The following is a 22,623-nucleotide window of genomic DNA, read 5'->3' as shown; positions in this document are numbered from 1 at the left end:
GGCCGGTTCCTTATTCCGGCGCGTTCGGGAAGAACAACTGCTGATCGGCCACCTTGTAGGCCCCGATCGCGGCTTGCCCGTCGTCCGATACCAACCAATCGGCAAAGGCCTGCGCCGCCTCCAGGTTCACACTGGGGCATTTTTCCGGGTTCACCGGGATCACGCCATATTGGTTGAACATGTCTTCGTCGCCTTGCACCTGGATGGCGTAGTCCTGCTTGTTGTCAAAGCTGATCCATGTGGCGCGGTCGGTCATCACATAGGCCCCCATGCCGATCCCGGCATTGAGTGTCGCACCCATGCCCGAGCCTGTCTCGCGATACCAATCGCCACTGGCCGCCGTCGGATCGACCCCGGTATCGCCCCACAGCGCCATTTCCTTCTTGTGCGTGCCGCTGTCATCCCCGCGCGAGGCGAAAAGCGCCCCCGCCTCGGCGATCTTGGCCATGGCGCCCTGTACGTCCTCCATGCCGCCAACATCCGCCGGGTCGCCCGCCGGGCCGACGATGACAAAGTCGTTATACATCAGGTCGGTGCGCGACGTGCCGAATCCGGCCTCGACGAATTTCTCTTCCGACGGCTTGGCATGCACCAGCAACACGTCGCCATCGCAGTTTTCCGCGTTCTTGATGGCCTGCCCGGTGCCCACGGCCACCACGTTTACCTGAATGCCGCTGTCTTCCTCGAAGATCGGCAAAAGATAGTCATAAAGCCCCGAATTGGCAGTCGAGGTTGTGGATTGCACGATGATAGATTGGTCTTGGGCCACGGCGCCACCGGCCATGGTCAGGGCAAGCGCGCTTGCGCCAATTGTGCGTTTCAGCATTGGATCACTCCCTTGGGGTTGGTTTTCGATCAGACGACAATTCTGCCGTTCAGGTAATCCCGTGCCGCCTGGCTCTGCGGTTCCGGGAAAAAACGTTCGGCGGGGCTGTGTTCGATCACCCGCCCGCCATGCAGGAACACCACGTCATCGGCCATGCGTCGCGCTTGGCCCATGTCATGGGTCACAAAGATGATCCGCACGCCCCGCGCCTTGGCCTCTTTCACGATTGCTTCGATCGCCAGAACCGAGGCCGGATCAAGGCTTGCCGTGGGTTCATCCAGGAACAGAACCTCGGGGTCGCTGGCCAAGGCGCGGGCCAGTGCCAGGCGCTGCGCCTCGCCGCCCGACAAAAGGCGCGCGGGTTGCTTGGCCTTATGCAACAGGCCCACATGGTCCAAAAGCGTGTTCCGCTCGGCCTGGTCCTTGCCGCGTGTCTTCAAAACGAAATCCACGTTCGCCGCCACCGAGCGGCGCAACAACACGGGTTTCTGAAAGACCAGTGCCTGCTGCTTGGTGGCCTGCGCCGCAGGGGTGCCCGCCCAATCAATCGTGCCCGACGTGGGGGGCATCAATCCATGCAATAGTTTTAACAACAGGCTCTTGCCTGCCCCGTTCGGCCCCATGATCATCGTGCATCCCGCAGGAGGGAGTGCCAGATCAAGGGCGTTCAGCACCTTCGCGCCGCCCAATTCCAACCGCAGCCCCTTCACCGTCAAGGGCATCAGCGACGAGCCGGGCAAGGCCTGTGTCTCGGGGATGACGGGAGATTCAAACATAGGCCTGCCTCGTCGCGGTCATCCGCACTGATTGCACCGCCGCGTTGACGCCAAGCGCGATCACCAGAAGAATAACCCCAAGCGCCAAGGCCAGCGCCAGATCCCCCTTCGAGGTTTCAAGCGCAATCGCCGTTGTCATCACCCGTGTCAGGTGGTCGATATTGCCACCCACGATGATTACCGCGCCCACCTCGGCCACCGCCCGGCCAAAGCCCGCAAGCCCGACGGTCAACAGCGAATACCGCGCATCCCACAACAGCGCCTGCACCGTTTGCAGGCGCGTCAGGCAAAGCGACCGGAATTGCTCGGCATATTCGGCGTGCAGGTCTTCCAGAACCTGCCGCGACAGCGCCGCGACGATGGGCGCGATCAGGATGGTTTGGGCAATGATCATCGCCGTGGGGGTGTAAAGCAGCCCCAGGAACCCCAAGGGGCCAGACCGCGACAAATGCAGATAAACCAACAGGCCCACCACCACCGGCGGCAACCCCATCAGCGCGTTCATCACGATCAACACCGCGCCACGCCCGCGAAACCGCCCTATTGCCACCAGTGCACCCACCGGCAGGCCGATCAAACAAGCAACCGCCGTCGCGGTCAGGCTGACCTGCAAAGACAGGGCGACGATCTCGAACAGGTCCGGATCGCCGGACAAGACCAGCGACAAGGCCAAACCAAGAGCATCTCCGAGACTTTGCAAAATTTACGACCTGCTGTTTAATTTCTGGCGTCAAAAACAGAGTTGCAGGGCGAAAAATAAAGATCAAGAACAATTATTATTGGCTATATTGCCCTGTTTGGTGCCAACCTCGATCTCGGCGGGTGCGTATAAATATGCATATTGATGCAAAATTTACAGAAGTGATGTTTGCAGTATCCTGTTGGGTCGAAAAGTCCACTTTGTGACCGCTTGCAGCGGTCGCTTTGGGCATCAAATGCGCGTTTGCACCGGCGGATCAAAACTGTTGGGCAGACAGGAAAACCGGCGACGGTCCTGACAGACCGGCCCGCGATCGCCGTGCGTTTCGTACGACTCGTACGACCCCGAAACCAAACCCCCCGAGTTTCGTACGAAACTCGGGGGGTAAACGTACGACTCATACGAAATTCCGGCTCAGATTCTCAGGAAGGGTTGTGCCAATCGTGGGATAAGCCCCTTGAACTTCAAGGGCGCGTCCGTGGCCGCCAGACAAATGCAATCTTCGCCGATATCCGCCACTGGCGTATGGTTCAAATCCTCGTTGGCAACCTCGATGTCACCGGGGCCGAAATGATCCACTTCGTCGGCAAAAGATCCTTTTAAAACAAGGGTTAATTCCGTTCCTCGGTGGCCGTGGTCGGGCACGGCGGCCCCCGCCGGAATGAACAGAAGTCGTGCCGTTGCATCGCGCGAGGTTGGCAAAATCGCCTGTTTGACCCCCATGCCGATGGACTTCCAACGCACAGCATCCAGGTCGCCGCCGATGTAATCCCGTAATGGCGCAGGCACTATCCCATTGGAATAAATGGGTTTTTCCGCTGGCCTTTCGGGTGCCTTCAGCCGCTCCATCACGGCCTCAAGGCTACCTGCTGACATCTCGACGCTCTCGCTCCCTTCAACAAGGGCGCCGCCCAAACTGTCGAACGCCCCCAAACGCGCGCGGCATTCGTCGCACATCGACACATGCGCCGCGATGGTCAGGTTGAACGCCTCGGGCAGGCTTCCGGCCGAATAGGCCATCAGCAAAGAGTCTGTCAGATGATGTTTGATTTGCTCTGTCATGGTCGTCTTCACTTCATTGCGTGGCGCAGGCGGTCCAGCGCCAGCCGGATACGGGATTTGATCGTGCCAAGTGGCAGGCCCGTTTCCTCGGCGATCTCAGAATGACTCAGATCGCGGAAATAAGCCTTTTCAATCAATACCTTCTGTTTTTCGGGCAAGTTTTTTATCGCTTTGCCCAGTTGGGTTGTCTCTTGTTGCAGAGCCAAAACATCGGCCTGATCGGGTTCCTCGTCCGGGCCCCAAGGCAGGTCTTCGGGCTCGGGGCGTTTCTGTTTTCGTAGCGCGTCAATCTTGCGGTTCCGCGCGATCGTGAAAATCCACGTCGCCGCGCTGGCGCGGCTTGGATCGAACAGGTGCGCTTTCTGCCATAAGGTGGCCATTACATCCTGCGTACATTCCTCGGCCATCGCCTCATCAGCGCCAGACTTCATCAAGAAGCCTTTCACCCTTGGGGCGAAATGGCCGAACAGGCGCTCAAACGCCTGCCTGTCTTCGTTTTCGCGGATCCGCTGGATACAGGTGACCCAATCATCGTTTTCCGCTGCATCTTTCTTCGTCACGTTCTTTGGCCTCGGGCCTTGTCGCTGCATTGCCGAATACCTAGCACGGCCCGCCATCAACGGCGAGGGGATGCTATGACTTTCGCTCTCGGCTTCACGCAACATATCCATCCTACGCATCAACTCGCAGGCCGGATCACTTCGGCACAAAAACAATTCATAGTCATCCGATCCCATCGCTGTGCCGTAGTGCTTTGGGAAGGCCAAATAAAAGATGGAAACCAAGTTAAATGCCATTCGAAGCAGGCCCCGTCGGGCGCAAGAAGGTTGCCGTAATCGGTGCCGGAATTTCGGGAATGGGGGCCGCACAGGCACTCGCTTCAACCCATGATGTCACGCTTATCGAAGCAGAACCGCGACTGGGGGGGCATGCCCGCACCATCCTTGCGGGCCGGCATGGCGATCGGCCTGTCGACACAGGGTTTATCGTGTTCAATTACGCCAACTACCCGAACCTCGTGCGGATGTTTGAGCGGTTGGACGTTCCGGTCGTCAAAAGCAACATGAGCTTTGGTGCTTCGGTGCGCGGAGGTCGTGTGGAATACGGCCTAGATGGCGCCAAGGCCTTCTTTGCGCAGAAACGGAATGCTTTGAACCCGTGGTTCGTGGGTATGCTGCGCGACATCTTCCGCTTCAATGCCCGCGCTTTGAAAGAAGCCCGGCAAAACAAGGGCATGACGATTGGTCAGTTCTTGGATCACCTGCAGATGGGCAAGTGGTTTCGCGAATATTACTTGCTGCCATTCTCTGGTGCGATCTGGTCGACCCCCAAGGAACAGATCATGGATTTCCCGGCTTATGCCATGGTCCAGTTTTTCGAAAATCATGCGCTTCTGGGCTATGAGGGACAGCATCAGTGGTACACCGTTAAGGGCGGTTCGACCCAATATGTGTCGCGGCTTGAACGCGAAATGCGCGCCCAGGGTGTGACCATACGCTTGGGGTGCCCGGTGCAGGCCGTTCGCCGCATTGGCGAAGGCGTGGACATCAAGGTTGTGGGCAATGATTGGCAAAACTTTGACGAGGTTGTGTTCGCCACGCACTCCGATGTCACCCTGTCCTTGCTTAGCGACCCCGGCGAGGACGAGCGCCGCATGTTGGGGGCGATCTCATATCAGCCGAACGATGTGATCCTGCATGCCGATACAAGCGTCATGCCAAAGCGCCGCGCGGTTTGGTCCTCGTGGAACTATGCTGAAGGCTCGGCACAGCGCGACGGCCAGATCGACATCACCTACTGGATGAACCGCTTGCAACCGATTCCGCAGGACGATCCGCATTTCGTGACGCTCAATTCCCGGCGACCAATTCGCGAGGACTTGATTTATGACCAGGTCACATTGCACCACCCGGTTTACGACTTGGCCGCGTTAAAGGCGCAAGAGCACCTGCGCCGGATCAATGGTTCAAGACAAACATGGTTCTGCGGGGCATGGATGCGCCACGGTTTCCACGAGGACGGTTTGGCCAGCGGACTGGACGTGGCGGAAGCCATGATCGCGCGCGATTCCCTGTCGGTGGCTGCAGAGTGAGTAGAGTGGACCATATCGTCGGCCACACGTGGCATGGGCGAAAAGGCGAGATTGAGAATGCCTTTCGCTATGGCATCGACTATGTCCTGCTGGATGCCGAAGGTCCGGCCCATGCTCCGCGCCTTTTTGGGCGAAACCGGGCGGGGATGGCCTCGGTTTGGGATATGGATCACGGCGGAAAACCGGGCCATGGGCGCGGCCCTGCTTGGGTGCGCGAGGTGATACAGGCGTATGACCTGCCCAAGCCCGCCAAGATCGAGCTTTTGGCGCAACCGCGCATTTTCGGGCATGTATTCAACCCGGTGTCTTTCTGGATTTGTCGCGATGCACAGGGCGCGGTGCCATTGGTGATCGCCGAGGTCACAAACACCTACGGCGACAGGCATTCCTACCTGTGCCACCGGGCAGACAATAAGCCGATTGGCCCCACGGATCGCTTGAAAGCGAAGAAAATATTCCATGTCTCTCCGTTTCAGCGGATTGATGGGCATTATGAATTCCGGTTTGATTTGCGGCCTGATCGCATCGGCATCTGGATTGATTTCACAGGCGGCAACGGCGGTGTGATCGCGACGCTTGTAGGCGCGCGCGAGCCACTGACAGCCTGGGGCCTTGTGAAAGCCTGTCTTCGGCGGCCTTTCGGGTCTCGCCGTGTGCTTGTCTTGATCCACTGGCAGGCGCTGAAGCTGTGGTGGAAGGGGGCCACGTTTCGCACCCGTCCCGAGCCGCCTGCCGAAGATGTGAGCCGTTGATGCGCCCGCATTTGCCCGCATATTCGCTGTTCGCGGCGTTCTTGGCCTCGGCCGGTTTGCCGCTCTATATCCATGCGCCAAAGTTCTACGTAGATGAATATGGCGTGTCGCTGGCGGCTTTGGGGGGTACGCTTTTCGTGCTGCGCCTCCTGGACGTGGTGCAAGACCCGATCCTTGGGCGCCTTGCAGAGCGTTTGCGCGCCCGGCGCGGGGTGTCCGTGGCGATTGCAGGCGTGATGATGGCACTGGCCATGTTGGGTTTGTTCGCGGTTGAGCCTCTGATCGATCCGATGTGGTGGTTCGCGGTGATGTTGACCGTCGTGTTTTCGGCCTTCAGCTATCTGACGATCTGTTTTTATGCGCAGGGTGTCGCCACGGCGGCTAACCTGTCTGGGCAAGGCCATCTGCGTTTGGCCCGTTGGCGAGAAACCGGGGCGCTTATCGGTATCTGTGCCGCTGCGGCGGCGCCTGTTGCCTTAGGCGGGTATGCGGGTTTTGCCGTGGCTTTCTCGATGCTCGCGTGCGCTGCTTTGCTGGCTATGAAACGCGAATGGGGTGGTGCCTCAATCGCAAGCGCCGGATTTGGCCCGGTGGTGCAAGACGCCGTCGCACGCCGATTGTTGTTGATAGCCTTGGTCAACGCGGCCCCGGTTGCCGTCAGTTCCACGCTTTTCCTGTTTTTTGTTGAAAGCCGCTTGCAGGCACCGGGGTGGGAGGGGCCTTATCTGCTGTTGTTTTTCCTGTCGGCCGCACTGGCCGCACCGGTCTGGGGGCATTTGGCGGAACAGGTTGGAGCCAAGGCGGTGCTGCTGGGGGCAATGGTTTTGTCGATCATTGCATTTGCTTCGGCGATCCTCCTCAAGGCGGGGGATCTTTGGGAATTCGCTATCGTATGCGTTTTCTCGGGTGCGGCTATCGGTGCGGATATGACCCTTTTGCCTGCACTTTTCTCAAGGCGGATGGAGGAAATCTCCCCCGGTGCAAGCGAGGGATTCGGACTTTGGTCTTTCGTTTCCAAGTTCACCCTGGCTTTCGCGGCGGTGGCCCTGCTTCCGTTGCTTGAAATGGGCGGGTTTGAATCCGGGCAGAATAATTCAGACGATGCCCTGCAATTGCTCAGTTACCTTTATGCCGGGGTTCCCTGCGCCCTGAAACTGATTGCGATTGCATTGCTGACATCAACGGAAGTTCAACAGGCGCCAGCCAATCAGGCCGGTCGCGTTGAAAGGAGATCGAGCCAATGACCTCTGGGCTTTACATCGTTCTTGGCGTGCTTGTCATGCTTGGCTTTTGCATCCTGCGGGAACGCTTTGCCGGTTTCATGGCACAGCAACCCAAGGACTATGCAAAGAGCGAACCGCATTTCGATTTGCGAGAACACCTAAATGGAAAGATCAAATGCGAAGGTGTTATTTATGGTCCCCTGGGGCGCGTTGTCTCGCGGTTCTCCGGCGATTTTGAAGCGGCTTGGCAAGGCAACAAAGGCATTATGCGCGAACATTTTGAATACGACAGCGGGAACTCCCAGGATCGGGAATGGCGGTTGGACTTGGGCAACGATGGGTCCATCCGCGCCGAAGCGGACGACCTGGTCGGGCTTGGGCATGGTCGGCAATCGGGCGCGACAGTTTGCCTGAGCTATCGTATTCGCCTGCCTGACGAGGCGGGTGGGTATGTCCTGCGGGTTACGGATTGGATGTATCTTTCCCCGAATGGAGTCGTGGTGAACCGCAGTCAGTTTCGCAAGTTTGGGCTAAAAGTGGCCGAATTGGTCGCCACGATGCGGAAAGTGGAGGCTGCATGACAGATTGGAGCGGAAAACGGTACTGGCTTGTCGGAGCAAGCGAAGGGTTGGGGCTTGCCCTTGCACGGAAATTGAATGCGGCCGGAGCGGAGGTTGTTCTTTCTGCGCGAAATGAAACGCGTCTTGCCGAGGTCGTGGCAGAGATGCCTGGCCGCGCGCAGGCGTTGCCGATGGATGTTGCCAGTGATGAGAGCGTTGCCCAAGCGGCAAAGGCTGTCGGTCAGTTGGACGGGATTGTTTTCCTTGCCGGTGTGTATTGGCCCATGTCGGCGCAGGAATGGAATGCCGAACAGGTCACGGCCATGGCCGATGTGAACTTCACGGGTGCGGTGCGCGTGTTGGGACAGGTCGTGCCGGACATGGTGGCGCGCGGCGCAGGGCATATCGTTCTGACCGGTTCATTGGCCGGTTTTCGTGGGCTACCCGGCGCGATTGGCTATGGTGCATCCAAGGCTGCCGTGATGTCGCTTGCGCAATCCCTGCGCGCGGATTTGTGGCGCAGTGGAATTCATGTACAATTGGCTAATCCCGGGTTCATCAAGACGCGTCTGACAGACAAGAACCCCTTTCATATGCCTTTCCTGATGAGCCCGGAAGACGCAGCGCAAGACATGTTCGAACTGATGTGCGACAATAGCGCCTTCGACCGTAGTTTCCCTTGGCTTTTCAGCTTGGTGTTTCGTTTTTCGCGGTTTTTGCCAAATTGGGTTTACTATCGGCTTTTTGCGTAAGATCAAAGACGCATGGCCTGTTGGGCGCCAAGCTGTTCGATAGTCATGCGAACAGGAGGACCCAATGTTAGAAATCAGCACCTACAAGATTGCGCAGGTGATCCTGATGGCGCGCGAACTTGAGCGCGCCGAGGGTGAATTACGCGCATTTATCGACCGTCTGACCGAAGAGGAACAGGCCAGTCTTGTGGCGGTCATGTGGATTGGGCGCGATAGTTTTACTGCCGACGATCTGGAGGAGGCCAAGCGGACCGCCATGAATGAGGCGACAACGCCGACGGCGGATTACCTTCTGGGCACCCCACATTTGTCAGACCACCTTGAGAACGGTTTGGATGAATTGGGTATTTCGGTGGTCGACGATGAGGACGACCTCGTGAGAGGCGGATAAAGGCAATCGAGCCGCGTACCGCGAGTTTTCTGCGAGACGCAAAAGCGTTTCGTACAGATTATTGAGTGCGCCCAGAACCGACAACTACGTCGTGGCGCGCTCCACTCCCTCGGCAATGGCTTGCCTTAGCTTTGTTTCAAGTGCCTTTTGTTTGGCCTGGGAATAAAACTTCAGGCCGAACATGTCCTTGACGTAAAATGTATCGACGACCTGTTCACCATATGTCGCGATGACGGCGGAATTGATGTAGATGTTATTGTTTGCCAGCGTTCGCGTGAGATCGTACAAAAGGCCGGGCCGGTCGCGTGTGTCGACCTCGATGATTGTGTAAATCTCGGAGCCTTCGTTATCGAAGGTGACATGCGTGGGCACCTTGAACGCGCGTTCGCGCTTCTTGATCTTATCGCGCGATTGGATTGCCTCGGTGGCCACCACTTCACCCTTGAGCGTTTTATGGATCATTTGACGCAAGCGCGGCAGGCGTTCAGACTCGTAAGGATGGCCATCGGCATCCTGAATCCAGAAGGCCGCCGTGGCAAAGCCATCCTTCGTGGTATAGGTCCGCGCATCAACGACATTTGCGCCGACCAAGGCCAAGGCCCCCGCAAGACGCGAGAAAATGCCGGGGTGATCGGCAAGCGCAAAGCAGGCGCGGGTCGCATCACGATCTTCGTCGATGGCCAGATCAATGGCGATATCATCAGCGCCCAGATCACGTAGGAGTCGGGCAAAAACAACATGCGCCGTCACGTGAAGCCCTTGCCAATAAGGCGGGTAATGCCGTGCCTTTTCACGTTTAAGGTCTTTGGCCGGCCAGTCAGACAATTCTTGCGCCAGGTTGCGTTTGGCGTCCGAGCCGCGCTGTTCGCGGTTAAGATCTTCCAAGCCGCCTTCCATGGCCCGACGCGTTTGCCTGTAAAGCGCCCGCAGTAGCGAGGCTTTCCAGTTATTCCATGTGTTCGGGCCAACGCCGCGGATATCGCAGACCGTGAGAACACAAAGCAGATCAAGCCTTTCTTTTGTCTGCACCGCCTTGGCAAAATCGCGTACGGTACGCGGGTCTGCGATATCGCGTTTCTGTGCCATGTCCGACATGAGAAGGTGATACCGCACCAGCCATTCCACGGTATCCACCTCTTTGGCCTTGAGGCCTAAACGTGGCGCGACCTTGCGTGCGATGCGGGCCCCGACGATTGAATGGTCTTCGTCCCGGCCTTTTCCGATATCATGCAAAAGAAGGGCAACATAGAGCACCTTCCGATTAACCCCTTCGGCCAAAATCGAAGAGGACAGCGGCAGATCCTCTTCCAGCTCGCCGCGTTCGATCTGCGCAAGATGCGAGATGCACTGAATGGTATGCTCATCCACCGTGTAACTATGGTACATGTTGAACTGCATTAGCGCGACGATGGGCTCGAACTCGGGGATGAAGGCGGACAGCACACCAAGCTCGTTCATACGCCGTAGCGCACGTTCGGGGTTGCCGTGTTTCAGTAGCAAATCAAGGAACAGTTTTTGTGCGCGGCGGTCATTGCGCATACTGTCGTCGATGAGGTCAAGGTTGGCCGTCACCAAGCGCATTGCGTCTGGATGAATCAGAAGGCCGGTGCGCAACCCTTCTTCGAAAATGCGCAACAGGTTAAGCGGTTCCGACAGAAAAGCGGTTTCATCCGCGATGGCCAGCCGCCCGCGTACTTCCTCGTACCCGTCTTTCAGCTTTCGTTTGCGGCGGAAGATACGTTGCAAAATGGGCTCGGATTTCGCGTGGGCGGCTTCAAGCTTCGTCAGGAAGATACGCGTGAGATCCCCCACTTGTGTCGCATGCCGAAAATAGTCCTGCATGAAATGCTCAACGGCACGACGTCCAGCGGTGTCGCGATATCCCATGCGTTCTGCCACTTCGACCTGCAGGTCAAAGGTGAGTTGATCTGTCGGACGCTTCGTCACGAGGTGAATGTGACAGCGCACAGCCCACAGAAAGCTTTCGGCGCGCGCAAAGGTATCGAATTCGTCTTCTGTAAACACCCCAAGGGCGATCAGTTCCTTCACGTTGTCGACGCGGTGCAGGTACTTGGCGATCCAAAACAGGGATTGCAGGTCGCGCAAGCCGCCCTTGCCCTCTTTCACGTTGGGCTCAACCATGTATCTCTGGTTGCCCTGTTTTTCGTGGCGGTTGTCGCGCTCTTCCAGTTTTGCCTCGATGAACTCGCGTTCCGAGCCTTCAAAAAGTTCGTGCCAGAGGCGCTTTTTGAAATGATCTGCCAACTGTCGATCACCGGCGAGGAAACGGTTTTCCAACAGCGCCGTGCGGATCGTGAAATCCTCGCCCCCCAATCGCAGGCAATCGCGTATCGTGCGACTGGCGTGACCGACCTTTAGCTTTAGATCCCAAAGGATATAGAGCATGGTTTCTATCACGCTCTCGGCCCAGGGGGTGATCTTGTAGGGTGTCAAGAACAGAAGGTCGACATCAGACTGAGGCGCCATTTCACCCCGCCCGTAGCCGCCCACGGCGAAGACACTCAAACGTTCCGAGTCCGTCGGATTGGACAGTGGGTGGATGTTCTCGGTGGTCATGTTGAGTGCGCTCAATATGACGCAATCGGTGAGCCAGCTATAGGCCCGCACAGTGGCGCGAGCGGAAAACGGATCTTGTGAAAAGCTTTGGGCGATGACATCGCGCCCGTGTTTAAGAGCATCTGACAGGATGTCGGTCGTCAGGTGGCGCAGGGCAATTGCGTCGCCCTGTGCGTTTTCCGTGGCCTTTTGCAGTGCTGCGTTTATCTGTGGCGCATCGAAGATTTCGAGCGCCGGACAAATCAAGTCTTCGGGTAAAGTGAAGGCATCTTTCATTTTGTAACAGGCTGAAGGACGGGCTTAAAAGCCCGTTCCCCCAAAGCCCTGTGGCGCTGGATCAATGACAACGACCTTTTGATCACGGATCGTCGCAACCGCCAGCCCGCGTTCGTTGGTGCCATCAGGACGGAAGCGGAAAACACCGCTGACGCCTTGGAAACCTGCCGATTGGGTCAGCCGTGTGCGGCTGAGGGCATCACGACCACCGGATTTTGCAAGTGCTCCAATGGCGGCGATACCATCATAGGCCAGCCCGCTGATGACGTGCGGCGCATTGCCATTGGCTGCTTGGAAACGCGATTTGTAGGCTGCGCTGCGCTGAGGGTCCGGAATGGCGAACCATCCGCCTTGAACGCCGGGAAGGGCCGTTGTTTGCGCGGGGACATCCCACCGGGCAAGTCCGATGTATTGGGTGTTGGCGGGGCTTAAACCGGCCTCGGGCAGCATCTGTGAAAACAGCGGCAACGCGCCCGCGGTGTTGGACGTCATGAAAATCGCGTCTGCATTGGATTGTGCCGCTTTGGCCCGGATTCGAGGAACAGCAGATGCAACGCCTTGCTGTGAGAACTCGTATCCAACCGATCCCGCGAATTGTGCCCCGCTTGCGTTGACGCCCTGTTCAATCGCATCGCGGCCAAGCTGTCCGGCCAGATTGTCGGAATATACCGCAAGAATGCGCTTTTTACCTTGGCGCGCCGCGAAGCGTGCCAAGCGGTTGGCCGTCGTGTTGAAGGTTTGACCAAGGATGAACAGGTTGCCGCCCGAAATGGTTGCATTGTTCGAAAAGGCCAGAACATTCACGCCTTGGCTGGCGACGGCCACTGCAGCGGCATTCGCGGATTCGGCGTGCAAGGGCCCGAGGATGATGCGCGCACCATCGGAAACGGCATTGAGCGCGGCGGTTCGCGCTTGGGCCGGGCTGCCTGCAGTACCGTAAACGCGCAGGTCGATTTGCACACCCTGCAGGTCGGCGGCGGCCAAACGCGCCGCGGCTTCCAGATCACGGGCCAGTTGTTGTTCTTGCGGGCTGGCCGCGCCATGCGGCACAAGAAGGGCGACCGGCACCGGTTTCGTAGAACCCACGGAAGCGCCACCACCGGCAGGCCCCGAAAGGGAAGCGGGCTGACAGGCGGCCAGCCATACGAGTGAGAACAGGACCATCAGGCGGCTGAGTGCCTTGCGGGCAGGTGACAAAACGGCGAACATGGAAACTCCTCAACTCCGGTGTTGCTACAGGGCATAAGCCCGAGGCGACGTTGAGGCCGATAATAAACGTCATGCGGGGCTGGTCCAGTGGTGAATCAGATAGCGGCAAAACCAAGCCCGGGGCTTTACCTCGTTGCAACTCCGATCGGGACAGCGCGAGACATCACGCTGCGCACCCTCGATTTGCTGCGCTCGGCCGATGTCATAGCTGCTGAAGACACGCGAAGCCTGCGGAAACTTCTTGATATTCATGGTGTCCCCTTGGATGGACGCCCCCTTGTGGCCTACCATGATCATAGCAAAGCAGCGGTGCGAGAACGCATTTTACAGGACATAGCGGGGGAAAAATCCGTGGTCTATGCCTCTGAGGCGGGCACGCCAATGGTGTCTGACCCGGGATACGATCTGGCCCGTGATGTGATAGCCGAGGGTTTGCCATTGATCTCTGCACCCGGGCCTTCCGCGGTGATCACGGCGCTGACCCTATCGGGATTGCCAACCGACCGCTTTTTCTTTGCGGGGTTCTTGCCCAATGCATCTGGCAAGCGAAAAACCGCCCTGCGAGAGATGGCGCCGGTGCCCGGCACCTTGGTGTTTTACGAATCGCCCAAGCGTGTCGCCGCGATGTTACGCGACGCGGCCGAGGTTCTGGGGCCGTCGCGCCGGGCTGTTGTGTGCCGTGAACTGACCAAGAAATTCGAAGAGGTCTTGCGCGGAAGCTTGCAGGAGCTGGCCGGGATTTGCGGCGAAAGATCTTTGAAAGGCGAGATCGTGGTCTTGGTGGACCGCGGTGGTTTACCAAATGTTGACGCTGCTGACCTAGATTTCAATCTGAAAGAAGCCTTGCGCGCGAAATCCGTCCGGGATGCAGCGGATGAAGTGGCTGCCAATCTTGGTCTGAAGCGACGCAAAGTATATCAGCGTGCTTTGCAGCTGGTGCAGGAGGTTGACAATTGAAGACTGAAGGTGCGGCCGATTCGACGTCGAAACGTACGCGGAAATTGCGCGGACAAGCGGCCTATTTGTCAGGGGTGGCCGCCGAGAAGAATGTCGCACGCGCCTATGAGCGCCTTGGCGCACGGATCCTTGACGAACGGTGGCGCGGGCAGGGCGGTGAAATCGACATGATCCTGCAAGATGGGCCGGAAATCGTGTTCTGCGAAGTCAAGAAAGCGAAATGTTTCGATGAGGCCATTGCGCGGCTGAGACCCAACCAGATCCAACGTATACGCAACTCTGCGGCGGAATACCTTGGGCGGCTGTCATCCGGGCAACTGACCGAGGTTCGGTTCGATCTGGCAGTTGTTGATGGCAATGGGCAAGCGCAGATCATAAAAAACGCGTTTGGCCATTTCTGATTTGCGCTTGCACAGCGCATGGCCCATGTAGGTCTGGAACCAGAGACCTTGGGGGCTGCCGATGAAAATCGCCTTTCAGATGGACCCGATCGGGCCAATCGACATCAACGCCGACAGCACGTTTCGCATTGCCGAAGAGGCGCAAGCACGCGGGCACGAGCTTTTCTATTATACGCCGGATCGCCTTTCCTACGTGGAAGGTCGTGTCATGGCGCGCGGTTGGCCTTTGCAAGTACAACGTGTTGAGGGGAACCATTTTGAATTGGGCGACGAAGAAACCGTTGACCTTTCGCAGGTCGATGTTGTCTGGCTTCGGCAGGATCCGCCCTTTGACATGTTCTACATCACCACAACCCATTTGTTGCAGCGGCTGACACCCGGTACACTTGTGGTGAACGATCCGTTCTGGGTGCGCAATTACCCTGAAAAACTGTTGATCTTGGATTTTCCGGATCTGATGCCCCCTACCGCCATCGCACGCGACCTTGAAACGATCCGCGCCTTCAAGGCGGCGCATGGCGATGTTATCCTCAAGCCGCTTTACGGTAACGGTGGCGCGGGCGTGTTCCATTTGCCCGAGGCGGACCGTAACCTTAGCGCCCTGCACGAACTGTTCACCGGGTTCAGCCGCGAGCCCCTTATCGTGCAAAAGTACCTTCCCGAGATCAAAAAGGGCGACAAGCGGGTGATCTTGGTCGATGGCGAGCCAGTGGGCGCCATCAACCGAATCCCGGGGCAAGGTGAAACCCGATCAAACATGCACGTCGGAGGCCGACCGGAAAAGGTTGACCTGACGCCTCGGGACCGCGAGATTTGCGAGGCTATCGGCCCGCTTTTACGTGAAAAAGGGCAGATTTTCGTGGGGATCGACGTTATCGGCGACTACCTGACCGAAATCAACGTGACCTCGCCCACAGGCATTCAGGAGCTTGAACGGTTTGACGGCATAAACGTTGCTGCCAAGATTTGGGAGGCCATCGAGGACCGGCGATCATGAGCCTGATGCGCCCGGTGCTAAACACGTTCCTGCGGTTTTTCGAACGGCCACATCTGGCCCGTGCGAAAACACCTGAGATCCTGCGCCGGAGTTTCGAGAGGAAGGCGCGTTTCTGGTTCCGCGCACCACGCGAAACCCAGTTCGTCAACGACACGATCGACGGTGTTCCGGTCATTTGGGTGGAAGGCCCTTGGGCGCGTAAAGATAGCCCCGTGATCCTTTACTTTCATGGCGGAGGTTATGTTTTCGGGTCGGCGCGAACCCATCAGGCGATGCTGGCGCATCTGTCGCACTTCAGCGGTCTTTCGGCTTGCCTTGTTGACTACAGGCTGGCGCCGGACCATGCTTTCCCTGCGGCACTTGAAGATGCATTGAGCGTTTACCTAGAAGTATCCCAGCGGCCCGGCGGCGTGGTGATCGGCGGCGACAGCGCGGGCGGTGGCTTGGCCTTGTCGTTATTGGCGGAAACCTTGAAGCATGGATTGAAAAAGCCGTTGGGCTGCTTTGCCTTCTCGCCCCTTACGGATATCGAATTCACCGGCCAAAGCGTCGAGAGTAATCGTAAAACCGATGTCGTTTTGCCCGCAGAGCGTATTGATGAGATGGCCGAGATGTATTTGCAGGGGGCAAGCCCGCGCGATCCGCGTGCATCGCCGTTGCATGCGCGGTTTTCTGATGCCCCTCCGGTGTGGATCGGGGCAGGAACAACGGAGATCCTTTTGGATGACACGCGCCGGATGGCGACGCATCTGCGCGAGGCTGGCGTTGAGGTGACGGAAGTTATCGAAGATGACCTGCCGCATGTCTGGCCGATTTTTCACAATCTTCTGCCCGAAGCGCGCGCAACTTTAAAACAAGTGGCGCATTGGGTCACGTCTCGGTCGGGACGGTAAGGCGATAGCTGACCGCTTCGGCCACATGCGGGCGCCGGACGGTTTCGGCCCCGTCCAAATCCGCGATCGTGCGCGCCACACGCAGGACGCGATGATACCCACGCGCGGTTAGGCCAAAGCGCTCGGCCATCTTATTGATCAACTCGCGGCCCTCGGTATCCGGGGTTGCGATGTCTTCAAGGGCTTCGCCTTCGGCATCGGAGTTCAAATACATGCCCGCCCTTTCCGCAAAGCGGGTATTCTGGAGTGTTCGCGCTTTCGCGACCCTCGCGGCCACCTCGGCGCTACTGTCTCCCGAGGGGGGAAGGTCAAGATCGGTGAACGCGACGGGCGGCACTTCGATGCGCAGGTCAAAACGGTCCATGAGCGGCCCAGAGATACGCCCCATATAGTCGCTGCCGCATTGCGGGACGCGCGAACAGGCGCGCGCCGGGTCAGACAGGTAACCGCATTTGCAAGGATTCGCGGCAGCCACCAGCATGAAGCGGCAGGGGTATTTCACATGCGCATTGGCCCGCGCAACGATCACTTCGCCGGTTTCAATCGGCTGGCGCAGGGTTTCCAGAACGGTGCGCGGAAACTCGGGGAACTCGTCCATGAAAAGTACGCCGTTATGTGCCAGGCTGATCTCACCGGGTGAAGCACGTCGCCCGCCGCCCACGATGGCCGCCATTGACGCTGTATGATGTGGCTCGCGAAACGGGCGGGTGCGGTTGATGCCACCTTCGTCCAAAAGCCCGGCCAGCGAGTGGATCATGGAGGTTTCCAAAGCTTCGGGGGCGGTCAAGGGGGGAAGGATACCCGGCAAACGCGCGGCCAGCATGGATTTGCCCGACCCCGGAGTGCCGACCATCATCAGGTGGTGACGGCCTGCGGCGGCAATTTCAAGCGCGCGTTTTGCACGCTCTTGCCCTTTGACATCCAGCAGGTCACGGCCTGACGTGTCGGCGTTGACTTCGCCCGGCTCGGCCGGAGCCAGGGGGGATTGCCCGGTATAGTGCCGCACGACATCGGCCAGGCTCGCCGCTCCGATAACCTGTGCCGCGCCGACCCAAGCCGCTTCCGCGCCCGAGGCCTTGGGGCAAAGAAGGGTCCGGTCTTCCTCGGCGGCAGCCATGGCGGCGGGCAACGCCCCGATAACCGGCACCAACGATCCGTCAAGCGAGAGTTCCCCCAAGCTACAGGTGCCTTCGACCGCGTCGGCGGGGATGATATCAAGCGCGGCCAATAGGGCCAAGGCAATGGGCAGGTCGAAATGGCTGCCCTCCTTGGGTAAGTCCGCAGGGCTAAGGTTTATGGTGATGCGCTTCGAAGGCAACGCGATCGCCATGGAACTGAGCGCGGTGCGGACACGGTCGCGGGCTTCACTGACGGCCTTGTCGGGCAAGCCAACGAGGGAAAAGGCAGGTATCCCGGGGGTAACCGCGCATTGCACCTCGACTTGTCGGGCATCGACCCCTTCGAAGGCGACGGTGTAGGCGCGCGCGACCATTTTGGGAGTCCTTTGATTAAACTTGGTTAATCATGGGTAGCGCCAGGATGGTTTCAGAAGTGTTAACGCAGGGCCGCCCGGTAGGTTTGAAAATGCGGGTCTCCGGGCGCACAAATGCTAGGGCATGTGATTGATGGACAGCGCCTGCCAGTTGTTTTCCCGTCTATGCAATTCGGTGACCGACAAATTATCGATGCGATGACCGAAAGCCTCGTAGGCGGTGACGCGCAGTGCTTGTTGAACTTGGGTCAGAATGGCACCGAAGTGGGCGACCGCGATGATATCACGATCCGGATGATGGCTTAGCACGCGATGAATGGCCGCGTTCACGCGGGCCGTGACCTCGTGCCAGCTTTCGCCGCCCGGGGGGCGTATGTCGCCGGGGGTGTCCCAAAATGCGCGTAGGTGCTCTTGATCCGGGATTTTATCGAATGCCTGAAGTTCCCACTCGCCAAAATGTATTTCGCGCAGGTCCTTGTCATGAGGCAGGCGCAGGCGTTGCCCCGCGATTGCATCAGCCGTTGCCGAGGCGCGGAGAAGATCGGATGAGACCACGACCGCGTCTTGTGGCAAATGCGCCTTAAGCCGTTCGAGGCGCGCGGTATCGCCAAGATCGGCCGGCAGATCAGACCAGCCAACCATGGATTTGGCGTGTGTCGGGCCGTGGCGAACCCAGAAAACACGCGTCATGGAAGATCACCCTTGAGAACCAGCGGCAAACCCGCGATCACGTTGACCACAAGCCCGGCCTTGGATGCGAGTACTTGGTTCAACTCGCCCTGTGCTTGACGAAACCGCCTTGCAAGGGCGTTTTCAGGCACCACCGATTGGCCGGTTTCGTTTGAAACGACAATGACCGACGCGGGGCATTCGGCAAGGCCCGAGACCAGGGCGCCTTGAACTTCGGCAAGCGGGGTTTCCGCCAAAAGGTGATTGCTTAGCCACATGGTGGCGCAGTCCAAAAGAACGGTCTCATGCGCTTCGACCTTGGCCAATGCGCGCCCCACGTCGAAAGGCTCTTCGATGGTTCGCCATCCTGCACCACGTTCCGCCCTGTGGCGTGCGACCTTATCTTGCATCTCGTCATCGAACACCTGGGCCGTTGCCAGATACGTCAGTGGCCCACCCGTGCGTTTGGCAAGAGATTCCGCGAACGCGGATTTGCCGGACGCAGCGCCGCCAAGCACCAAAGTCAATCTTGGAAGCATGTTTTTCTTGGCCCTGTTGTGATCCGAAAGCGCAGTGCCTGCGTACCACTTGCAGATTGACGACAAAAGGACGCAAATCAAGGAGCGTTGGACCGGGGGGTCAACAATGGCACTAGACGCACCGCAATCAAATTCGATGTCCCGCACCGCCATGAAGGCAGAATTGCTGGATGCGGAGACGGAACTCAGGCTTGCCTATGCATGGCGCGACCAGCGTGACGAAGAAGCATTGCACCGGCTGATCACCGCCTACATGCGTCTTGCCATTTCCATGGCATCCAAGTTCAAACGCTACGGTGCGCCGATGAACGACCTTATTCAAGAGGCCGGTCTTGGGCTTATGAAAGCGGCCGATAAATTCGACCCCGATCGCGGAGTGCGATTTTCCACCTATGCCGTCTGGTGGATCAAGGCATCGATCCAAGACTATGTGATGCGCAATTGGTCGATGGTGCGCACAGGGTCGACAAGCAGCCAGAAATCCCTGTTTTTCAACATGCGCCGCGTACAGGCACGGATTGAGCGTGAGGCCATGGCGCAAGGGGAAGAGCTTGATGGCTACCAACTGCGCGAAATGATTGCGCATGAGGTTGGGGTGCCGCTTCGGGATGTTGAAATGATGGAAGGTCGGTTGTCCGGATCGGATTTTTCCCTGAATGCAACCCAGTCGGTCGAAGATGAGGGCCGCGAGTGGATTGATACGATTGAAGACGAGGGGCCGCGCGGTGATGAACTGGTTGAGCAAGACCACGATCACCAAGCTTTGCGACATTGGTTGAGCGATGCGATGACGCGGCTCAATGATCGTGAACGGTTTATCGTGCGAGAGCGGAAGTTGCGGGATGCGCCGCGTACGCTTGAAAGTCTCGGAGAGGAACTGAGCCTTAGCAAGGAGCGCGTGCGGCAGCTTGAAGCCGGAGCGTTCGAGAAAATGCGCAAGCATCTTGAACGGCATGGTGTAGAGGTGCAGAATCTCTTGGCATGATCCGGTTGCTTGCCTTTGCCTTTGCTGTCCTGCCCTGCGCGCCAGCCTTTGCGCAGGATGTGCTCGTGATTGGCGAGGTTCACGATAATCCGCGGCACCATGAGGTTCAGGCCGAACTGATTGCAGAGTTCAAACCTGCCGCCTTGGTTTTTGAAATGGTGACAGCAGAACAGGCCGCGCGTGTTACGCCTGACCTCCGTGCCAACAAGAGCGATTTGGGTGACGCTCTTGATTGGTCGGGGTCTGGCTGGCCCGATTTTTCGATGTATTACCCGATTTTCGCGGCAGCGCCGCAAGCGCGCGTTTACGGGGCGCAGATCCCGCAGGGGGTGGCGCGTGCGGCTTTCGATTCAGGAATTGTAGAGGGTTTCAACGGTGATGCCGAGCGGTTCGGTTTGACGAAGCCATTGCCGGAAGCGCAGCAAGAAGAGCGTGAAGCGATGCAGATGGCCGCGCATTGCGATGCTTTACCTCAGTACCTTTTGCCAACGATGGTCGATATCCAAAGGCTACGCGATGCCGAACTTGCGCGTGTCGCCGTGCGGGCCATGAACGAGACCGGCGGCCCCGTGGCGGTCATTACGGGCAATGGGCATGCACGGCGGGATTGGGGCATGCCCGTTTACTTGCAGCGCGCCGCGCCCGACCTTTCGGTTCACGTGGTTGGGCAGGCCGAGGAAGGGGGCGTACTTCATGGTGTCTTCGACGAGGTCATTTCGGCCCAGCCCGTCAATCGCCCGGACCCTTGCGCGGCCTTCCAATAGCCATGCCCTTGCCCCTTCACCTGCCAGGGCCTAGTGTCGCCGAGGGTTTAAAGGGGGCGCGCCCATGCTGGCATCGAAACGCATACTTCTGATCATTGGCGGTGGCATCGCGGCTTTCAAATCGCTTGATCTGATCCGGCGTCTACGTGAACGGGGGGCGGAAGTTACGCCTGTGTTGACACGGGCCGGCGAAGAATTCGTGACGCCGCTGTCGGTATCGGCCCTGGCCGGAAAAAGGGTCTTTCGTGATCTGTTCGATCTGACGGATGAGGCCGAGATGGGCCATATCGAGTTAAGTCGTAGCGCCGATCTGGTTGTTGTTGCGCCGGCCACGGCGGACTTGATGGCCAAGATGGCGCAGGGACATGCCGACGATCTGGCCTCTACGCTTCTGTTGGCCACGGATACCCCTGTTATGGTTGCCCCGGCCATGAACGTGCGCATGTGGGAGCATCCGGCGACACAGCGCAATATCGCAACGCTCAAAGCGGACGGCATTGCGTTTGCTGGCCCAAACGAGGGCGATATGGCCTGTGGCGAGCATGGCCCCGGGCGAATGGCCGAGCCCTTGGAAATTGTCACCGCCGTTGACGCGGCTTTGGCAAGCGGCCCATTGGCAGGAAAGCGTATCTTGGTTACCTCCGGCCCGACGCATGAACCGATAGACCCCGTCCGGTATATCGCCAACCGTTCTTCGGGTTCTCAGGGCACCGCGATTGCGCGCGCGCTGAATTCGCTTGGCGCCGAGGTGGTGTTTGTCACGGGCCCTGCGGATGTTCCCCCACCTCAAGGGGTCGAGACCGTCCCGGTGGAGACTGCACAACAGATGCTTGAGGCGGTGCAGGCGGCGCTTCCTGTCGATGCCGCGATATTTGCCGCGGCGGTTGCCGATTGGCGGGTGGCCAGTGCCAGCACGAGCAAGATGAAAAAGACAAAGGGTGGACTTCCGTCTTTGGAGTTTGCCGAGAACCCGGACATCCTTGCCACGGTCAGCCAGCTTGACCATGGGCGCCCGGGCCTTGTGGTTGGGTTCGCCGCTGAGACCGATGACGTTGTCGAGAACGCAACCGCCAAACGAAAGCGCAAAGGCTGTGACTGGATTGTTGCCAACGATGTCAGCCACGGGACCGGAATCATGGGTGGAAAGGAAAACGATATTACCTTGATTACGGAAAACGGGGCCGAGGATTGGCCGCGTATGTCAAAAGATGACGTCGCAAACCGCCTTGCAGAACGTATCGCGCAATCGCTGATCTGAAGGGCTGGACGTTTGGAAAGGGGCGAGGGGTATAAATGGTCCTGATTTCAATGATTTGGGATGAGGGGGCAGACCGGAGCCTTGGTTTGCCGTCCTATGAAACTGCGGGCGCTGCGGGGGCTGATTTGCGGGCAAATTTTCCCGGTGACGCGCGCGAGGGTATCGTGATCGAACCCGGGGCAAGGGCCCTTGTTCCAACCGGCCTGAGGCTTGCCATCCCAACGGGGTACGAAGTGCAAATCCGGCCGAGGTCCGGCCTTGCACTGAAGCATGGGATCACCTTGCCAAACAGTCCCGGCACCATCGACAGCGATTATCGCGGGCCTTTGGGGGTGATTGTTATGAACGCGGGCCAAGAGGCCTTCCATGTCACGCACGGAATGCGGGTGGCGCAGATGGTGGTGGCGCCGGTGGTGCAAGCGCGGTTTGCCTTGGTTGATGATCTGGACGACACCGACCGGGGCGGGGGGGG

The 22,623-nt window shown here is 58.6% G+C and carries 24 protein-coding genes; 14 read left to right on the top strand and 10 right to left on the bottom strand.

Going from position 1 to position 22,623, the window contains the following annotated elements; genetic code table 11:
- Window positions 1-10: 10 nt before the first annotated feature.
- The 5 genes from RBB32_RS18180 to RBB32_RS18160 form a co-directional block, all read right to left on the bottom strand.
- Window positions 11-826, bottom strand: coding sequence for a substrate-binding domain-containing protein (locus RBB32_RS18180; protein WP_306154790.1), 816 nt, complete (start codon window positions 824-826; stop codon window positions 11-13).
- 29 nt (window positions 827-855) lie between these two features.
- Window positions 856-1,602, bottom strand: a complete 747-nt coding sequence (locus RBB32_RS18175; RefSeq protein ID WP_306154788.1) for an ATP-binding cassette domain-containing protein — start codon at window positions 1,600-1,602, stop codon at window positions 856-858.
- Window positions 1,595-2,302 carry an ABC transporter permease gene (locus tag RBB32_RS18170; RefSeq protein WP_306154786.1) on the bottom strand — a complete coding sequence of 236 codons (708 nt, stop codon included), beginning with the start codon at window positions 2,300-2,302 and terminating at the stop codon, window positions 1,595-1,597. The genes RBB32_RS18175 and RBB32_RS18170 overlap by 8 nt, the downstream gene beginning before the upstream one ends.
- Window positions 2,303-2,716: 414 nt before the next feature.
- On the bottom strand, window positions 2,717-3,364 hold the full coding sequence (locus RBB32_RS18165) for a ChrR family anti-sigma-E factor (protein ID WP_306154784.1): 648 nt from the start codon (window positions 3,362-3,364) through the stop codon (window positions 2,717-2,719).
- Between the two features lie 8 nt (window positions 3,365-3,372).
- Window positions 3,373-3,954, bottom strand: coding sequence for a sigma-70 family RNA polymerase sigma factor (locus RBB32_RS18160; RefSeq protein ID WP_306154856.1), 582 nt, complete (start codon window positions 3,952-3,954; stop codon window positions 3,373-3,375).
- 200 nt (window positions 3,955-4,154) lie between these two features.
- Here RBB32_RS18160 and RBB32_RS18155 point away from each other — a divergent pair, with 200 nt between their 5' ends.
- The 6 genes from RBB32_RS18155 (at window position 4,155) to RBB32_RS18130 (ending at window position 9,134) form a co-directional block, all read left to right on the top strand.
- Entirely contained in the window at window positions 4,155-5,456 is a 1,302-nt protein-coding gene (locus RBB32_RS18155; protein WP_306154783.1) for an NAD(P)/FAD-dependent oxidoreductase, read from the top strand.
- Window positions 5,453-6,208, top strand: a complete 756-nt coding sequence (locus RBB32_RS18150; protein ID WP_306154781.1) for a DUF1365 domain-containing protein — start codon at window positions 5,453-5,455, stop codon at window positions 6,206-6,208. Before RBB32_RS18155 ends, RBB32_RS18150 begins: the two co-directional genes overlap by 4 nt.
- Window positions 6,208-7,452: an MFS transporter gene (locus RBB32_RS18145; protein ID WP_306154779.1), complete on the top strand. Its 1,245-nt coding sequence runs from the start codon at window positions 6,208-6,210 to the stop codon at window positions 7,450-7,452. Before RBB32_RS18150 ends, RBB32_RS18145 begins: the two co-directional genes overlap by 1 nt.
- Entirely contained in the window at window positions 7,449-8,012 is a 564-nt protein-coding gene (locus RBB32_RS18140; protein WP_306154778.1) for a DUF3833 family protein, read from the top strand. Before RBB32_RS18145 ends, RBB32_RS18140 begins: the two co-directional genes overlap by 4 nt.
- Window positions 8,009-8,743, top strand: coding sequence for an SDR family oxidoreductase (locus RBB32_RS18135; RefSeq protein WP_306154775.1), 735 nt, complete (start codon window positions 8,009-8,011; stop codon window positions 8,741-8,743). Before RBB32_RS18140 ends, RBB32_RS18135 begins: the two co-directional genes overlap by 4 nt.
- A gap of 64 nt (window positions 8,744-8,807) precedes the next feature.
- Window positions 8,808-9,134 carry a DUF3775 domain-containing protein gene (locus tag RBB32_RS18130; RefSeq protein ID WP_306154774.1) on the top strand — a complete coding sequence of 109 codons (327 nt, stop codon included), beginning with the start codon at window positions 8,808-8,810 and terminating at the stop codon, window positions 9,132-9,134.
- Window positions 9,135-9,218: 84 nt separating this feature from the next.
- On the opposite strand, the gene RBB32_RS18125 is transcribed toward RBB32_RS18130, so the two are convergent.
- Both RBB32_RS18125 and RBB32_RS18120 read right to left on the bottom strand, forming a co-directional pair.
- Window positions 9,219-11,987, bottom strand: a complete 2,769-nt coding sequence (locus tag RBB32_RS18125) for a [protein-PII] uridylyltransferase (protein WP_306154772.1) — start codon at window positions 11,985-11,987, stop codon at window positions 9,219-9,221.
- Between the two features lie 24 nt (window positions 11,988-12,011).
- Window positions 12,012-13,196: a penicillin-binding protein activator gene (locus RBB32_RS18120; protein ID WP_306154770.1), complete on the bottom strand. Its 1,185-nt coding sequence runs from the start codon at window positions 13,194-13,196 to the stop codon at window positions 12,012-12,014.
- Between the two features lie 87 nt (window positions 13,197-13,283).
- On the opposite strand from RBB32_RS18120, the gene rsmI reads away from it, so the two are divergent.
- The 4 genes from rsmI (at window position 13,284) to RBB32_RS18100 (ending at window position 16,444) form a co-directional block, all read left to right on the top strand.
- On the top strand, window positions 13,284-14,153 hold the full coding sequence (gene rsmI / locus RBB32_RS18115; protein WP_306154768.1) for a 16S rRNA (cytidine(1402)-2'-O)-methyltransferase: 870 nt from the start codon (window positions 13,284-13,286) through the stop codon (window positions 14,151-14,153).
- On the top strand, window positions 14,150-14,554 hold the full coding sequence (locus RBB32_RS18110; protein WP_306154766.1) for a YraN family protein: 405 nt from the start codon (window positions 14,150-14,152) through the stop codon (window positions 14,552-14,554). Before rsmI ends, RBB32_RS18110 begins: the two co-directional genes overlap by 4 nt.
- A 61-nt stretch (window positions 14,555-14,615) precedes the next feature.
- Window positions 14,616-15,551, top strand: coding sequence for a glutathione synthase (gshB, locus tag RBB32_RS18105; protein ID WP_306154763.1), 936 nt, complete (start codon window positions 14,616-14,618; stop codon window positions 15,549-15,551).
- Window positions 15,548-16,444: an alpha/beta hydrolase gene (locus RBB32_RS18100; protein ID WP_306154761.1), complete on the top strand. Its 897-nt coding sequence runs from the start codon at window positions 15,548-15,550 to the stop codon at window positions 16,442-16,444. The genes gshB and RBB32_RS18100 overlap by 4 nt, the downstream gene beginning before the upstream one ends.
- Here the strand turns inward: RBB32_RS18100 and RBB32_RS18095 are convergent.
- From RBB32_RS18095 to cobU, 3 genes are all read right to left on the bottom strand, one after another.
- Complete coding sequence (locus tag RBB32_RS18095) at window positions 16,422-17,936, bottom strand: YifB family Mg chelatase-like AAA ATPase (RefSeq protein WP_306154759.1); 1,515 nt, start codon at window positions 17,934-17,936, stop codon at window positions 16,422-16,424. The two genes, RBB32_RS18100 and RBB32_RS18095, sit on opposite strands and share 23 nt — an antisense overlap.
- Window positions 17,937-18,053: 117 nt before the next feature.
- Complete coding sequence (locus tag RBB32_RS18090; RefSeq protein ID WP_306154755.1) at window positions 18,054-18,626, bottom strand: histidine phosphatase family protein; 573 nt, start codon at window positions 18,624-18,626, stop codon at window positions 18,054-18,056.
- Window positions 18,623-19,144, bottom strand: a complete 522-nt coding sequence (cobU, locus tag RBB32_RS18085) for a bifunctional adenosylcobinamide kinase/adenosylcobinamide-phosphate guanylyltransferase (RefSeq protein WP_306154753.1) — start codon at window positions 19,142-19,144, stop codon at window positions 18,623-18,625. Before cobU ends, RBB32_RS18090 begins: the two co-directional genes overlap by 4 nt.
- A gap of 106 nt (window positions 19,145-19,250) precedes the next feature.
- Here cobU and RBB32_RS18080 point away from each other — a divergent pair, with 106 nt between their 5' ends.
- The 4 genes from RBB32_RS18080 to dut all read left to right on the top strand — a co-directional run.
- A complete protein-coding gene (locus RBB32_RS18080; RefSeq protein WP_306154752.1) occupies window positions 19,251-20,129 on the top strand; it encodes an RNA polymerase factor sigma-32 in 879 nt (292 codons plus the stop codon).
- Window positions 20,126-20,893 (top strand): ChaN family lipoprotein, encoded by a 768-nt coding sequence (locus RBB32_RS18075; RefSeq protein WP_306154750.1) that lies wholly within the window; start codon window positions 20,126-20,128, stop codon window positions 20,891-20,893. The genes RBB32_RS18080 and RBB32_RS18075 overlap by 4 nt, the downstream gene beginning before the upstream one ends.
- Window positions 20,894-20,957: 64 nt before the next feature.
- Window positions 20,958-22,151, top strand: coding sequence for a bifunctional phosphopantothenoylcysteine decarboxylase/phosphopantothenate--cysteine ligase CoaBC (coaBC, locus tag RBB32_RS18070; RefSeq protein WP_306154747.1), 1,194 nt, complete (start codon window positions 20,958-20,960; stop codon window positions 22,149-22,151).
- A gap of 35 nt (window positions 22,152-22,186) precedes the next feature.
- On the top strand, window positions 22,187-22,623 hold a 437-nt coding region (gene dut, locus RBB32_RS18065), incomplete at its 3' end, for a dUTP diphosphatase (protein ID WP_306154745.1).

It is taken from the genome of Roseovarius sp. MMSF_3281, from assembly GCF_030733685.1.
Lineage (GTDB): Bacteria > Pseudomonadota > Alphaproteobacteria > Rhodobacterales > Rhodobacteraceae > Roseovarius.
Note: the sequence above shows the minus strand (reverse complement) of the source record. Positions and strands in the feature narration are given on the sequence as shown.